The sequence below is a fragment of the Streptomyces virginiae genome, from assembly GCF_041432505.1.
Lineage (GTDB): Bacteria > Actinomycetota > Actinomycetes > Streptomycetales > Streptomycetaceae > Streptomyces > Streptomyces virginiae_A.
The window spans coordinates 6,454,286-6,470,346 of sequence record NZ_CP107871.1 but is presented as its reverse complement, the minus strand read 5'-3'; the positions used below and the strand labels follow the sequence as shown (position 1 = coordinate 6,470,346).

The 16,061-nt window shown below is 70.2% G+C and carries 5 protein-coding genes; 3 read left to right on the top strand and 2 right to left on the bottom strand.

Annotation, left to right across the window (positions count from 1 at the left end):
* The first annotated feature begins 18 nt into the window (after window positions 1-18).
* From OG624_RS30090 to OG624_RS30080, 3 genes are all read left to right on the top strand, one after another.
* Window positions 19-7,059, top strand: a complete 7,041-nt coding sequence (locus tag OG624_RS30090) for a DEAD/DEAH box helicase (RefSeq protein WP_371640013.1) — start codon at window positions 19-21, stop codon at window positions 7,057-7,059.
* A 35-nt stretch (window positions 7,060-7,094) separates the two neighbouring features.
* On the top strand, window positions 7,095-9,467 hold the full coding sequence (locus OG624_RS30085) for a UvrD-helicase domain-containing protein (RefSeq protein WP_371640012.1): 2,373 nt from the start codon (window positions 7,095-7,097) through the stop codon (window positions 9,465-9,467).
* 73 nt (window positions 9,468-9,540) lie between these two features.
* The gene (locus tag OG624_RS30080; protein WP_371640011.1) at window positions 9,541-12,114 is read left to right on the top strand and encodes a GmrSD restriction endonuclease domain-containing protein; all 2,574 of its coding nucleotides are present in this window, start codon (window positions 9,541-9,543) and stop codon (window positions 12,112-12,114) included.
* Between the two features lie 381 nt (window positions 12,115-12,495).
* On the opposite strand, the gene OG624_RS30075 is transcribed toward OG624_RS30080, so the two are convergent.
* Together OG624_RS30075 and OG624_RS30070 are read right to left on the bottom strand one after the other, a co-directional pair.
* Window positions 12,496-13,833: a class I SAM-dependent RNA methyltransferase gene (locus tag OG624_RS30075; protein ID WP_371640010.1), complete on the bottom strand. Its 1,338-nt coding sequence runs from the start codon at window positions 13,831-13,833 to the stop codon at window positions 12,496-12,498.
* Window positions 13,834-13,927: 94 nt separating this feature from the next.
* Window positions 13,928-15,991 carry an APC family permease gene (locus OG624_RS30070; protein WP_033217547.1) on the bottom strand — a complete coding sequence of 688 codons (2,064 nt, stop codon included), beginning with the start codon at window positions 15,989-15,991 and terminating at the stop codon, window positions 13,928-13,930.
* Between the last annotated feature and the right edge of the window lie 70 nt (window positions 15,992-16,061).

Sequence of the window (16,061 nt, the reverse complement as noted above, 5' to 3'; positions counted from 1 at the left end):
CGGGAGGGCCGGCGAGCCATGAGACCCACACTCGCCGCGCAGGCACTGCGCGAGACCACGGTCGAGTATCTGACCACGACCTTCGCGCTGGCCGAACCCGCCACCCAACAGGCACTCACCGACTTCCTCACCGACCCCGCCGACGGGCTCTTCCGCGGCCCCTACCTCCGGATCCGGCGGCCCTTCCGGGCCGCCGAGGACGGCTGGCAGCAGCACCTCGACTGGTACAAGGACGATTTCTGGCCGTACGCGCACCAGGCTGAGGCTTTCGCGCGCCTGACCACCAAGGGCGGGCACGTCCCGCAGCCGACGCTGGTCACCACCGGTACCGGATCCGGCAAGACGGAGTCCTTCCTCGTCCCCGTCGTCGACCACTGCCGTCGCGCCAAGGCCGCCGGCAAGCCCGGCATCAAGGCCGTCCTCCTCTATCCGATGAACGCCCTCGCGGGGGACCAGGCCGACCGGCTCGGCAAGCTCCTGGAGGACGAGCGGCTGGCCGACGTCACCGCCGGCCTCTACATCGGTGAGGCCAGCTCCACCGCGAACGGCTCGCCGTACGGGCGGGTCATGGTCGAGCGAGCCGAGATACGGCGCAATCCGCCGGACATCCTGATCACCAACTACAAAATGCTGGACCTCCTCCTCCAGCGGCAGCAGGACGCCCCCTTGTGGGCCGACGCGGACCTCGCGTACATCGTGATCGACGAGTTCCACACCTACGACGGCGCCCAGGGCACGGATGTCGCCATGCTGCTGCGCCGTCTCGGCAAGGTGGTCGGAGCCTCCGAAGACGGGCGCCCGCTCGGCTCGATCTGCCCCGTCGCGACCTCCGCGACCCTCGGCGAGGCACCCGTGGCAGCCGACAAGCAGGTACAGGGAGGCTCCGGGCCGCGCGCCATGCTGGACGTGGCTTCACAGGTGTTCGGTACGCGCTTCCCCGACGACTCCGTCATCGGGGAAGACCGGCGCGACCTGAACTCCTTCCTCGCCCCCGTTGATCTGACCCTGCCGCTCCCCTCCCCCGCCGAACTCGCGGCTCTCCCCGAGCCTGCCCCCGCCGACCACGGCCTGGACGACATCGCACGCGCCGTTCTCGGCTGCGACACCTCCGACCCCCGCGAGCTCGGACGGCGGCTGCTCGCGCACCCCCTCACGCACCAGCTGCTGGGCGCCGACGTGGACCAGCCGCTGACCGCCGAGGAGCTGCTGGGCTCCTTCCCGGCCACCTCCGCGTGGTGCGTCGCGGCGGCCCAGGACCCGAAGACCGCCGCCGGAGCACTGGCCCGGTTCATCGCCCTGATCTCGGTGGCCCGTGCTCCTGATGCACCCACGGGCCAGGACCGGCCGCTCCTGTTGATCGAGACGCACCTGTGGGTGCGGTCCCTGTCTCGCGTGCTGCGGTTCGTCTCGCCGACGCCGGTGTTCTCCTGGTCGGACGCCGACCAGGCCGCAGCCACCGCGGTGGCGTCGGCCGCCCAGGAGGAGCGGCGCCGGAAGGCAGCACGCTCGGGGCGGCTGCCGTCTGCGTACTGCCGGCACTGCGGGCGCTCCGGCTGGTCCGCCGTATGCCCCGAACGCAACCCGTCCTCCCTCGTGACGGCCCCCGACGACATCTACCGGCTCAGTGCGGGCGGCGGCGCTGGCAAGGCGCGGGTGCGTGCGCTGATCACCGCCACGCAGGCCGAGGCAGCCGAGCAGGCCCGGCGGGCCCTGGCACGCAGCCTGCGGCGCGGGCGCCGCTCGGCAACCCACGAGGCCACTGTGCTGGTGCTGGAGGACAACGGCGAGACGCTGCGGCGCGTCGACCCGGACGAGGTATTCCTCGCCGACGGGCAGATCGCCGAGGCCCCGAAGAACGGGGTCTTCGTCAAGGCCTGGTTCGACAACGCCGACCAGGACGACTACGCGAAGCAGGACCGGTGCCCCGCCTGTGGCCAGGCCCAGGGCATCCGCTTCCTCGGTGCCGGTGTGGCCCCCCTCGCCTCCGTGGCGGTCACCCAGCTGTTCACCGGTGGCGAGCTGCCGAAGAAGGACGACGAGGGCAGTGACCGGCGCAAGACCCTGATCTTCAACGACTCGGTGCAGGACGCCGCGCACCGGGCGGGCTTCGTGGCGAGCCGGGCATGGAAGTTCTCGTTGCGCGCGCTCGTGCACGAGCAGTTGGCGGAACGCTCCGCGGAGGTTCCCGGCTTCGACAAGGACGGCGTACCGCTCAATGAGCTGATCGCGGCTCTGGTGCGCCGGGCCTCCGTCGACAAGGAGAAGCTCCTGGCCTCCGTCGTGCCGCCGGATCTGCACGACGTCGACCGGGTGAAGCGGCTACTGGCCGGCAAAAAGCGCCTACCCAAGGGCACTTGGGACCTGGTCGGCGAGCGTCTGGCCTTCAACACCCTGCTGGAGTTCGGGCTGAACTCCCGGCAGGGCCGCACCCTGGAGCTCACGCGTACGGTGGCCGCGGAGGTGTACCTCCCGGATCCGGAACGAGCGGCGAGGACGGCCGAAGGACTGTACGAGGAGCACCTGCGGCGGCAGCTGCCCGTGGACCCGCAGGACGAACTCCCGGCGGTGGATGGCGACGAGGACGAACTCGCACCGGCCCCGAAGCCGGCACTCCCGGCCTCCGGGCCCGAACGGCTGCGCCGCTTCGAGGGGTTCGTACGCGGCCTGCTGGAACACCTGCGCGTGAGCGGAGGCGTTCAGCACGCGTGGCTGGACAAGTTCATCGAGGGCGAGGGGCGCAGCCGCTACACGATCTGGACCGGGCGCCCCGAGGGCATGCAGGCCTTCGGCCGGAACTCGGACGCTCCCGCGTTCGTGTTGTCCGGAGCGCGTTCGGGGCGTACCGACTTCGAGCGGGTCGACACCAAGGAGAGCTGGTACACCGACTTCGCCGAGCGCTGTCTGGGCATGGACCGCGCGCTGGCGGCGGGGTACCTGGCCGAGCTGCTGCCTCGGCTGGCGGACCGCGAGATCGGGGCGCTCGCGTACCGGCGTACCGGCGAGAACAAGGCCGGCGGCAACAACAAGGGCCACGGCGTGTACGGGCTCACCCCCGGCCACGTCCGGGTGCGGCCGCTCAGTGACGAGCAGACGGCGCACGCGGCCCTCGCCTGCCCGGAGTGCGGCTGGACGCAGACCGTTCCGCCGGAGCGGGTCGAGGTGTGGCAGGGGCTGCCGTGCCCGCTCAAGGGCTGCGCGGGCGAGCTCGCCGTACCCTCGGCGCAGGCCGCGGGGCGGGCCGCGCGGGACTACCGGTCGGACTACTACCGCCGCCTGTACCGCGAGGCCGGCCCGTACAGCGTGGTCGCCGCCGAACACACGGGTGTGCTGACCCGCAAGGAGCGGGAGGAGGTCGAGAAGGGGTTCCGGCAGGGTGTCCGGCACACCGACCCGAACGTGCTTTCCTGCACGCCTACCCTGGAACTGGGCATCGACATCGGGCAGTTGGAGGCGGTGATCCTGGCCTCGCTGCCGCCGAGCACCGCCGGTTACGTACAGCGGGTGGGCCGCGCCGGCCGGTCGACGGGCAACGCCCTCATGGTGTCGCTCGCCGACACCAGTCCGCGCGCGCTGTACCACCTCTCCGAACCGCGGCAGCTCATCGCGGGCCGCATCCTGCCCCCCGGCTGCTTCCTGTCGGCGGGCGAGCTGCTGCGCCGCCAGTACACGGCGCATCTGCTCGACCTGGCCGCACGCGGCCGGCTGGAGGGCGTACAGCCGCTGCCCGACCGGGTGACGGCGCTGTTCGGCCGCGTCGGCTGGTTGCGGCGGTTCGAGCAGGCCGTGACGGGCCGGATGGATCTCGTGGGCGAGTTCCTGGACCTGTTCCCCGAGATCGGGGGAGTGCCGGACTCGGGTGTGTCGCGCGATGCCCGCAAGGCGCTGCGCCGGTACGCGGACGGGGGTCTGGCCGAGGCCCTGCAGGAGGCCGAGGACGCCTGGGAGTCGGAGCGGGCCGAGCTGGTCGACCGCCGCGCCATGATCAACGAGGCGGCGGAGGCGCTGCACGAGAACGTCGAGGACGAGGCGAGGGAGAAGCGCAACCTCGCCCGCGAGGCGGCCGCGGTCGGTAAGCGGGTGCAGGAGTTCGCCCAGGTCGGCGCCCAGGCGTTCCTGGTCGAGCGGGGTCTGCTGCCGAACTACAGCCTGGTGGAGGACGGGGTGCGGCTGGAGGCCGCCCTCACCCGCAAGGAGCCGCCGCGCCGGAACCGGGCGAACACGTCCGACGAGGCACCGAAGTCGCAGTGGCGTACCGAGAACCGGGTGTACGACCGGCCGTCGGAATCGGCGCTCACCGAGCTCGCCCCCGGCAACTCGTACTACGTCCGCGGCTACCGCCACAAGATCGACGGCTTCGACCTGGGGCCGCGCCCGAAGGAGGGCGAGGAGGACCAGCGTTCGGCCGTGGTCGCATGGCGGGTCTGCCAGGAATGCGGGTACGTCCGCACCAAGAACGCGGAGACGGACACCGCGCCCTGCCCGCGCTGCGCCGGTCCCGGCATCGGCGGGCGGACCGCCCTGCACCACGTCATCGTGCCCCGCAAGGTCACCTCGCGCGACAAGCGGGACGACGCCCGGATCATCGACGACCACGACTCGCGCAACCAGCGGTACTACTCGACGGCCACGGCCGTGGACATCGATCCCGCCGCGATCAAGGAGAGCTGGCGGCACGCGGGTACGACCTTCGGTGTCGATCACGTGCGTGAAGCCGTGATCCGGCGGTTCAACCTGGGTCCCGCCAAGCTGACCCGGCGGCCGGACACGCACTTCGCCGGGGCCGAGGTCAGCGTCACCCCGTTCGTGGTCTGCCCGCTGTGCGGCGGTGCGTCGGACCGTGAGCCGGGGCACGCCCCCGTGCAGGAAGAGCTGAGCGAGTCGCTGGCCGGGCGCCCGGAGCTGGCGCACCACCGGCCCTGGTGTCCCACCCGGCGCCGGGACCGGCCCGTGCACGCCGAGGACCGGCGGGTGATCACCGCCACCGAGCACAAGACGGAGGCGCTGCGGATCCTGCTGCAAGCGGCGACCCTCCACGTGCCGGAGCGGCTGGCCTCGTTCTCCGCCGCTCTGCACCTGGGCCTGGCCCTGCGCTACGGCGGGGATCCGGCGCACATCCGTTCCACTCCGAGCACGGAGCCGGACCGGGAGAGCGGCCTGACCCGGAACTACCTGGTGCTGTACGACTCCCTGCCGGGCGGTACGGGATACCTCCAGCGGCTCGTCGAGGGCGAGGGCGAGGAGTTCCGGGCCGTCCTGGCGGCAGCCCAGGCGTATCTGCGGGACTGCCCCTGCAAGGACGGGCGGCGGCGCGCCTGCCACCTGTGCCTCCTCGGCTACGCCCCGGAGCGGGAGTACCCGCTCCTGGACCGGCAGGAGGCCCTGTGGATGCTCGACGACATGCTGGGCGAGGACGGCCGCAGCCGCTGGGCGGTACACCCTGTACGCAAGGATCAGGCGGGGAGGGAAGCGGCCGAGGAAGAGGACCGGATCCGCTTCGCCGAGCAGGCACAGAGCGATCTGGAGCGGCGCTTCATCGACTGCCTGGACCGCTGGCTCGCCGATCCCGCCCACCAGGCCGATGTCGGCCACGAGGAGACACCGACCGGACGGCACGGCAAGCAGTTCACGCTGCGGCGGCGTGACGGCTCGCCGATCCGCTGGGAGTCGGTGGCCCAGAAACCGCTGTACGCCCAGGGCACCGTGCCCGACCTGCTGCTGCGCCCGATGGCAGGTGAGACGACGAGCGACGGCGCTCCGCCCATGTCCGTCGCGATCTACCTGGACGGATATCGCTGGCACGCCTCGGCAGCCACTAACCGCATCGCCGGCGACGCGGCCAAGCGTGCCCGTCTCCGCGCCGACGGCACACTGGTCTGGCAGATCACCTGGGACGACGTGATCGCCTGGGAGAAGGAACTGCGGGCGCAGGCCGGACGAGGCACGACCGAGGACGACGACGGCGTAAAGGCACTGCTGCCCGCTCTGGCCGGCCCCTCGGCGCAGGCGGCCTGGCCGCCGTACCCAGTTCAGGGCGAGAACACGCCGGGAGGGAAGGCCCGGGCCGTCTGGGAGAAGAAGACCCGGAATCCGGCCGAGATCGACCGGCTCTACACCGGTGCCATCCCGGCCCTGCTCGGGTTCCTCGCCGATCCGGACCTCGGGCGATGGCGTGCCTTGGCACGCCTCGTCGTGGGTGGCCTGATGAAACTGGCCCAGCGAGAGGACGTCGTCGACGCCGACCTCAAGACCGCCGTGCCCTGGATCGAGTCGGCGCTGCGTGACGAGGCCACACCCGGCGTCAGCGGTCAGGGGCTGCGGCTCTACCCCGTGCGGGACTCCTCGGGTCTGCCCTTCGTCCTGATAGGCGACACTCGGGTGCAGCCTGCGGGGCTGAGCGCCCTGGCCGTGCTCGACGACCGCGACGAGTCCGTACGTGGTGACGGCGCCGCACACCGACGGCGCTGGAAGGCCTGGCTGAGCTGGGGGAACATCCTCCAGTTCCTGGACCCGACGGGGACGGGCCGGGCCGACGGCCTCCAGCTCGCCCGCAGCGGACTGGACGCGTTCGACGCCGGCCTGCTCGCAGCGACGGCAGTCCGGGCCGACGGGCTCCTGACCGCGCTCCGCGAGGAGTTGCCCGGTACCGGGCTGCTGACGGCAGGACCGGTGCAGGAAGCGGGCACGCCGGCCGCGGAGCCGGAAGCGGCGCCGCCCTCGTCCGCCGCAGCGGCCCCCAATGCAGCCGCAACTCCAACTGCGGTCGAGAGGGCTGCCTGGGAGCTCGTTCTGCGCGAGCTGTCGTACATGGGCGACCCGGCGATCGACGCGCTGGCCCAGGCGCTCGCGGCGCGCGGCGATGTGCGGCCGGCCGAGGCCGGCTGGGATGCCGACGGAATCTCCCGACCGCTCGAACTCGCCTGGCCCGACCGGCGGATCGCCATCGTCCTGGGCGAAGACGCGAACGACGCGGCGTACATGGCCGAGTGCGCGGCAGCAGGGTGGGAGGTCCGGGCACCCGACGGCTGGGACGAGGAAGGGCTGGCCGGCCTGCTGCGCTAGCAGAACGGGCCTGGTCGGAGAGGGAGGGAGTGGACATGAGCAGTGCGGTCAGGACTCAGGTCGCCGTCGCGCCGCAGGCGAACGAGGACATGCGGCGCCTGGATCCGGCAACGAAGAACGCGGTGGGCGACTTCGTCCGCAGGCTGCGGGCGGACCGCTCCAACCGCGCCCTGCGCCTCGTTCCGCTGCGCGAGGCGGGGGCGAACGGGCGGCTGTACCTCGCCACGCTCGACGGCAGCCGGATGGGCCTGTTCCTGGAGACGGAGGAAAACCGCTTCAACCTGCTCGCCGTCCGCGTCGGGGCGACCGCCCGGGACGAGCTGGCCCGACTGACCGTGGAGATCAACGCCGTCTCGGGCGGCGTCGAGCTCGTCGACCAGAGCGAGGTCAGCGCCAACGTCGTCGCTCTGCCGGTACGGCCGGAACCTGACGCCGGCGGGCACGAGGAGGCCCCGGCCGCATCTGCCGACGGCGCCGACGGGTCCGTTCCCTCACCACGGTCCCTGTCCGTCCCGCTCTTCGCCCGCTACCCGGACTCCGAACTCGTCGGCCTGGGAGTCATCGCCTCCCTCCTCCCCACGCTGCGTCGGGTCACGGACGGCCGACAGCTGGAAGCGCTGCTGTCCCACAACCTTCCCGGGCTCACCCGCGACGTGTTGCTGGCTCTGCACGACGGCATGGAGCCGGACGCGGTCCGCGAACACATCACCAGCAAGTGGCAGGCCGAGGAAGCCGTCGATCCGCACGACTGGGCCAGGGCCGCGCGCCGGCCGGTATCCCAGGTCAGCACGGAGGACGCGGCGGTCCTCGATGCTCTCGGCGACACTTTCGACGCCTGGCGGCTGTTCCTCCACCCCGAACAGCAGCGGCTGGCCACGGCTTCCTTCAAGGGGTCCGCCAAGGTCACGGGAGGCCCCGGCACGGGCAAGACCGTCGTCGCACTGCACCGGGTCCGGCACCTCGTCGCGCAGCTGCCGCCGGGAAGGACCCGCCCGGTGCTTCTGACGACGTACAACACCAACCTCGCCTCCGATCTGAAGGACCGGCTCCACCGCCTCGGCGGTGACGAGCTGTTGAGCCGGGTCGACATCAAGTCCGTTGACCAGCTGGCTCGCGAAGTGGTCGAGCAGCAGCCCACTGCCGTCCTCGGTACTCCGCTGGGCGACGAGGAGGCCTTGAACCTCTGGCACACCGTGTGCACGGAGGCCGGAATCTTCGACTACGACGCGGAGTTCCTGGACTCGGAATTCAAGCACGTCATCCTCGCCCAGGGCTGCGGAAACGACCGGCTGTACTTCCGAGCCGAACGCAAGGGCCGGGGCAAGCTGCAGCGTGAAGAGCGCCGGCAGGTGTGGCAGCTGGTCGAAATGTATCGGGCGCATCTGGCTCAGCCGCCGCGCCGGACCACGTACGCGCTCATCGCGGACGAAGCGGCCCGGATCGAGGAGCGCCGCATGGCCAAGTCTGCGGAGCAGGCCCGTTACAAGGCGGAACACGGCGGCCTCGACGTCATCCACCGCGAGGCGGGCAGCGGCATGTGGCTGAAGCCCCGCTACCAGCACGTCATCGTGGACGAGGCGCAGGACCTGTCCGCATCGCACTGGCGCATGCTGCGCGCGATGGTGGCACCGGGACCGAACGACATCTTCCTGGTGGGTGACGCACACCAGCGCATCTACTCGCACCAAGTGGTGCTGGGCAGGTTCGGCATCAGCACCCCGGGCCGGGCATCGAGGCGACTGACGCTCAACTACCGCACCACGCGGGAGATCCTCGGCAGCGCACACGGCCTGGTGCACGGCGAGGCATTCGACGACCTCGACGACGGGGCCGACACGCTGGACGGGTATCGCTCCGTACTCACCGGGCTCGCTCCGCAGTACTGGCGCGCACCGGACTGGCAGACGGAGATGCGGGCGGTCGCCACCCTGCTCAAGGAGCGACACGACCGCTACGGCACTCCCTACGCAGCCATGGCCGTCAGCGTCCCCGACAAGGCAGCCGTGACCCAGCTCGCCTACACCCTGGCCTCCGCGCCGTTCTTCATTCCGGCCGCCGAGATCGGCCGGGACGGCCCGCGTGACACCGACACGGTGCGGATCGGCACCATGCACCGGTTCAAGGGCCTGGAGTTCCAGCGCGTATTCCTGGCCGGTGTCAGTGAAGGCCTTGTGCCGCATCAACGCATCGAGGCGTTCCGTCTGGCCAATCCGGCCCGGTACCGCCAAGAGCAGCAGCGGGCCCGCTCGCTTTTGTTCGTGGCCGCCACCCGGGCTCGCGACGAACTGGTCGTGACGTGGAACGGCAAGGCCAGCCGCTTCCTGCCCGAGGACGCGGACCGCCAGGCCGGGAGGGCAGCCGAGCTGCTGGCAGGCGACGGCCCACCGTCCGGCTCGGCAGCCGCTTAACAGCTCACCAGGCAGCTGGTCCGTTCATGTTCGTGAGCACCAGAACCAACCGAATCGCCACAAAGGGGGAGTAATGCAGGCGAAGGAAACCCTGTTCGCCGATCTTGTGCAGGGAAGGGCCCAGCAGTTCCAGGTGCCCCTGTACCAGCGGACGTATTCCTGGACGGAGAAGCAGCTGGGTCAGCTGTGGAGCGACATTCTGGAGCAGGCCGAACTGATCGAATCCGGGGAGCCGGCGAGCACCCACTTCCTCGGTTCCGTCGTGCTTGCACCGTCCCCGCAGAACGAGGCGACTTTCCCCCGCTGGCTCGTTGTCGACGGTCAGCAGCGACTCACGACGCTCTCCCTCGCCCTGGCAGCGATCCGTGATCACGTCGCCGGGTCCCAGCCCGACGAGGCGGAGCGCATTGACGAGGAATACCTCATCAACAAGCGCAAAAGCGGCGACGACCACTTTCGTCTGCTGCCGACCCAGGCCGACCGGTCCCAGTTCGCCTCACACATCCGTGGCCACGAGGCGGCAACGACCGTCGGAGGCAGCGTGGCCAACGCCTACCAGTTCTTCCGCCGCAAGCTCGTGGCCGTCGGCGATCCGGCGGCATCCCAGGACGTGTTCCGCATAGAGCAGGCCATCACGTCACGCCTCACCCTCGTCGCGGTAACCGCTGAACGCGGCGACAACGTGCACCGCATCTTCGAGTCGCTCAACAACACCGGTCTCAAGCTCAGCCAGGCGGACTTGCTGCGCAACTACCTGTTCATGCGGCTGCCCACCCGAGGGGAGCACGTCTACGAGACCCGCTGGCTGCCGATGCAGGCGAGCCTGAGCAACGACGAGCTCGAACAGCTCATGTGGCTGCAACTCGTACTCGACGGGGACGACCGGGTCCGCCGCCAAGACCTCTACACGGCCCAGCAGCAGCGCTTCGAGCGACGGGAGACGGGCGAGGAAGCCATCGAGGCGTACATCCGGGAGCTGCACCGGCTCAGTTCTCTCTTCCGGCGGCTGATCCACCCCGAGGAGGAACCGGACCAGCTGGTCCGCGCCCACCTGCACCGCCTGAACGAGTGGCAGTCCCAGGTCACGTATCCGGCACTCATGCTGTTGCTCGACCGCCGCGAGCGCGGGGATCTGGACTCCGCCGAAACGGCCCGATCCTTGTCGTACATCGAGAGCTTCCTCGTCCGCCGGATGATCTGCCGGGTGCCGACGAACAACCTCAACAGGATCTTCCAGGCATTGCCCGGACAGCTTCCCCGCGATCTCCCTGTGGCCGACGGCCTGCGCCAACTCCTCTCCTCCGAAAACCGGTTCTGGCCCGACGACGACGAACTGCGCGAGAAGGTCCGGACCGCCCCGTTCTACCAGTTCGGGCGCTGGCACCAGCGCAAGTCGGTACTACAGCGCCTGGAAGAGAGCCACGAGCATCCGGAACCGGTGGACTTCGCGGCCGCGCAGCTCACCATCGAGCACGTCATGCCGCAGTCCCCTGGCGACGAATGGCTGCAGATGCTGGGCGAGGACGTGGCGGACGGGGAGAGCACGGAGGAGCTGCACGCCCGGCTGCAGCACACTCTCGGGAATCTGACGCTCACCGCGGTCAACTCAGAACTTTCCAACCATCCGTTCGAGCGCAAGCAGGATCTCCTCCACGGCAGCCACCTGGAGATGAACCGCCGTATCGCGGCCACCGAGAGTTGGGGGGCGAAGGAGATTCTGGCTCGCGCCGACGAGCTCGCCGCCCGCGCGATCGGTCTGTGGCCGGCTCCCCTTCGTGGGGTGGGCAGGGCCGAGCGCAGCCGGGACTGGCAGCTGGCCCACCAGGTACTGGCTGCGCTCCCCCACGGGACGTGGACCTCCTACGGCGATCTCGCAGCCTTCATCGGCTCCGGCGCCCAGGCCGTCGGCAACCACTTGGCGGACACTGCGGGTGTCGTAAACGCGTACCGGGTCTTGACGGCCGACGGCAAGGTAGCCGACGGCTTCCGGTGGGCGCCCGAGGAAGCGGGAGGAAACGTCCGATCCCGACTGACCGCCGACGGCATCCACTTCACCGGGAGCGGAGCAGCTGACCCCGCTCAGCGCCTCACGGCTGACGACCTCGCCCTACTGCTTGGGGGTACCGGTGACGACGTGGACGGTGCGGAGACCACGGAGCGCGCCGATACGGGGGGCCCGGGCGAGCAGACGCGCGCCGAGCGTTTCTTCCATCAGTTGAACGTCGACGACTCCCCCGAAACAGGTGAAGCGGTACGTGACGTCTTCGCCCACTGGGAGGAGCTCGGCGGCTGGATCGGGCACGGCTCAGGGCGCGTCACCACCAGTGCCTTCCTGATGCTCGGCGACGCGGGCAGTCCGGGCCGCGGCATCTGGCCGCTCACCCTCTACCCGGGCAGCGGGCGCGGCGGCACGGCGGAGGTCGTGTTCCAGCATCTGGCCGGCCGGGAGCCGTTCACCGACCGCGCGCTGCGCTCCGAACTGCTCCGGCGTCTCAACGAAATGGAGGGCGTCGACATCCCGGAGGGCAGGCTGGACCTGCGTCCGAACATCCGGCTCTCCCTGCTGGAGAAGGAAGCCAACCGCGAGCGCCTCTTCGAGGCCCTGGCGTGGTTCCGGGACCGCTGGGAGGCGCGGGACCCGTCCTGAACGAGGTCATTGGAGGTTTGCCGACCGGACGTAAGCCGTGCACTCTCCACGGCAGGGCCCTGCGCGTCTTGGTGTTCCCTGCCGTCGCAGGCCTGGAATCGTCCACCCTGCTCGACGACAAGCCTCCCTCCAGTTTGAGCGTGGAGGGAGGCTGGGCAGCGCCTGGTACCGCCATTCCTCATTGACAGCCCATCAGGCACTCCGCCGACCGGGCGTCATTCGAGCGTCAAGATACTGACCGATCCGACGACAGTACCGCCGAGCCTCCACCGCCGTCACTCAAAACCGCAGGTCAGGCGGCCATGGCTGCAGCCGCCTGCTTCCACCTGGTATCGGTCCGAAAACAGGTCGGGTGAACTACCGAGACCGAGAAACTACAGGTCAGGCGCCCTTGGTGACCGGCTCCAGGATCGCCACGCACTCCACGTGGTGCGTCATCGGGAAGAGGTCGAAGACGCGGAGGGTGCGGACCTTGTAGCCGTTCTCCTTGAAGTAGCCGAGGTCGCGGGCCAGGGCCGCCGGGTCGCAGGCCACGTACGCGATGCGGCGCGCCGAGAGGCCCGTGACGTGGCGGACCGTCTGCTTGCCCGCGCCGGCGCGCGGGGGGTCCAGGACGACCAGGTCGCATTCCGTGATGCCGGTCTTCGGGAGGATCTGCTCGACCTTGCCCTGCTCGATGCGGACCCGCGGGAAGTCCGCCAGGTTGTGGCGGGCGTCCTCCACCGCGCGCTTCGTCGACTCGATGCCGAGCACCGCGCCCGTCTCGCCGAGGCGTTCCGCGAGGGCGCCCGCGAAGATGCCGACGCCGCAGTAGAGGTCGAGGGCCATCTCGCCCTTGCGCGGCATCAGGCCCTGCATGACGGCCTTGATCAGGGTGTCGGCGGCCTGCGGGTGGACCTGCCAGAAGCCGCCCATGCCCACGCGGTACGTGCGGCCGTCCGCGCGCTCCCGTACGAAGGGGCGGCCGTGGACCCGGTGGACCCCGCCGTCCTTCTCCTCCACGCGCAGGACGGAGACCGGCTTGTCCAGCTCCACCAGGGGGAGGCGGCCGCCGGGGCGCGGGGTCAGGACGACCTGGCGGTCCTGGGAGCCGGTCGCCGCGATCGCCTCGACCGTGGCCATCTGCGGCCAGTCCTGCTGCTCGATGCCGAGCTCCGAGACGCCCGGGGCGGCGATCATGCAGTGGTCGATCAGCTCGATGTCGTGCGAGCGGTGCTTGCGCAGGCCCGCGTTGCCGTCCTCGTCGATGGCGAACTGCACGCGGGTGCGCCACTGCGGCACCTGTCCGGCCGGCAGCTTGTCGCCCTCGGCGGGCATCACGGTGCCGTCCCAGCCGGCTTCCTCCGGGGTGAGGCCGGCGAGCCGCTTCAGCTGCTCGGCGACGACCTCGCCCTTGAGCCGGCGCTGGGCGCCGGGCTTGGCGTGCTGCCAGTCGCAGCCGCCGCACTTGCCGGGGCCGGCGTACGGGCAGGGGGCCGGGGTCCGGTCCTTGGAGGCGTCGAGCACGGTGATCGCGTCGGCGCGCAGGTAGCGGGAGTCGACGTCGCCCTCGGTGACCTTGGCGACGACCTTCTCGCCGGGCAGGGTGTGGCGGACGAAGAGGACGCGGCCGTCCTCGGTCCGGGCGATGCAGTGTCCGCCGTGCGCGACGGGGCCGACCTCGACCTCGTACTCCTCCCCGACCAGTGACTGCTTCTCGTTCTGCTCGACGCTCGTCATGGTGGGGAGACTCCAAAAACTGAAACAACGGAAAACGGCCGGACGACCGACCCACCAGTTTACGTGGATCTCGTCCGGCCGTTCACCAACCTGCTCAGCCCTTCGCGGTGGGCTCCTTCGGCGGCCGCGGGGGCCGCGGCGTGTCCACCGGCCCACGACGCACCGCGCCCGGGGCGTTCCAGTCCTGGCGCTTCTTCGCCCGCCGCTTGGCGAGCTCGGAGGACTCCAGTTGGTAGGGCACCGAGGTGACCATCACACCGGGGGTGAAGAGCAGCCGGCCCTTGAGGCGCAGCGCGCTCTGGTTGTGCAGGAGATGTTCGTACCAGCGGCCGACGACGTACTCGGGGATGTAGACGCTGACCGCGTCGCGCGGGTTCTCGCTGCGCAGGCCCTTGACGTACTCGACCACCGGGCGGGTGATCTCGCGGTACGGGGAGTCGAGGATCTTGAGCGGGACGTTGATCCCGCGCCGGTCCCATTCCTCGCGCAGGGCCTTGGTCTCGGCCGGGTCGACGCTGATGCTGAGCGCTTCCAGGGTGTCCGAGCGGGTCAGCTTGGCGAACGCCAGGGCGCGCAGCGTGGGCTTGTGGACCTTGGAGACCAGGACGATCGAGTGGACCCGGGAGGGGCGCACGCTGTCGTCGCTGGGGCCCTCGGCGGCGGCGATCTCCGCGGAGACGCGGTCGTAGTGCTTGCGGATCGCGCTCATCGTGCCGTAGAAGATCAGCATGCCGAGCAGGGCCACCCACGCGCCGTGGGTGAACTTGGTGGCGAGGACGATGACCAGCACCATGCCGGTGAAGAAGGCGCCGAAGGCGTTGATGGCCCGGCTGCGGTGCATCCGGCGGCGGGCGGCGACGTCGTGCTCCGTCTTCAGGTGCCGGTTCCAGTGCCGGACCATGCCGATCTGGCTCAGGGTGAAGGAGACGAACACGCCGACGATGTAGAGCTGGATCAGCTTGGTCGAGTCCGCGTCGTAGATCCAGACGAGCAGGATGGCCGCGCCGGCGAGGAGCACGATGCCGTTGGAGAAGGCGAGCCGGTCGCCCCGGGTGTGCAGCTGGCGCGGCAGGTAGCGGTCCTGCGCGAGGATCGAACCGAGCAGCGGGAAGCCGTTGTAGGCGGTGTTCGCGGCCAGGAAGAGCACCAGCGCGGTGGCCGCGGCCAGCAGGATGAAGAGGAAGCTGCCGTCTCCGAAGACGGCCTCGGCCACCTGCGAGATCACCGGGTTCTGGATGTACTCGGGGCCGACCGGGACGCCGCCCTTGAGCAGGTCCTCGGCGGGGTTCTCGGCCATCCGCACGTCGCTGGCCATGGCCAGGCCGATGATTCCGCAGAACATGGTGACCGCCAGGCCGCCCATGTAGGCGAGGGTGGACGCGGCGTTCTTGCTCTTCGGCTTGCGGAAGGCGGGTACGCCGTTGCTGATGGCCTCGACACCGGTGAGGGCCGCACAGCCGGAGGAGAAGGCCCTCAGCAGCAGGAAGACCATCGCGAAGCCGGCCAGCCCCTGTTGCTCGGGTTTGATCTCGAGGTCGGCGGTCGGCGCTGTCAGGGTCTCGCCGAGGACGATGCCCTTCCAGGCACCCCAGCCGATCATGACGAATACGGCGGCGACGAAGACATAGGTCGGGATCGCGAAGAGCTTGCCGGATTCCTTCACACCGCGCAGGTTCATCAGCGTGAGGAGAAGGATCATGACGGTCGCCGAGAGCACCTTGTGCTCGATGACGAAATGCACCGCGGAGCCGAGATTCTCGACCCCGGAGGAGATCGATACGGCGACGGTCAGGACGTAGTCGACGAGCAGGGCGCTCGCCACGGTGAGGCCGGCTCTGGGGCCGAGGTTCGTGTTGGCCACCTCGTAGTCGCCGCCACCGCTCGGGTAGGCGTGCACGTTCTGGCGGTAGGACGCCACGACGGTGAACATCAGCACGACGACCGCGAGCGCGATCCAGGGGCTGTAGTGGTACGCCGACACGCCCGCGATCGACAGGACCAGCAGGACCTCGCCAGGGGCATATGCCACGGACGACAGCGGGTCGGAGGCGAAGACGGGAAGGGCGATCCGCTTGGGAAGGAGTGTTTCTCCGAGGCGGTCGCTGCGTAGCGCCCGGCCGATCAGGATCCGTTTGGGCACGTCGGTCAGTTTGGACACGCAGAGGATCGTAAGCGTTCGAAATCAGACTGACGAACCCCCACCCCCTCATACCGCAATCCCGCCGCAA

What these genes read in the sequence shown, in the direction of transcription:
- OG624_RS30090 (WP_371640013.1), top strand. Translation starts at nt 19, where the DNA reads ATGAGACCCACACTCGCCGCGCAGGCACTGCGCGAGACCACGGTCGAG.
- OG624_RS30085 (WP_371640012.1), top strand. Translation starts at nt 7,095, where the DNA reads ATGAGCAGTGCGGTCAGGACTCAGGTCGCCGTCGCGCCGCAGGCGAAC.
- OG624_RS30080 (WP_371640011.1), top strand. Translation starts at nt 9,541, where the DNA reads ATGCAGGCGAAGGAAACCCTGTTCGCCGATCTTGTGCAGGGAAGGGCC.
- OG624_RS30075 (WP_371640010.1), bottom strand. Translation starts at nt 13,833, where the DNA reads ATGACGAGCGTCGAGCAGAACGAGAAGCAGTCACTGGTCGGGGAGGAG.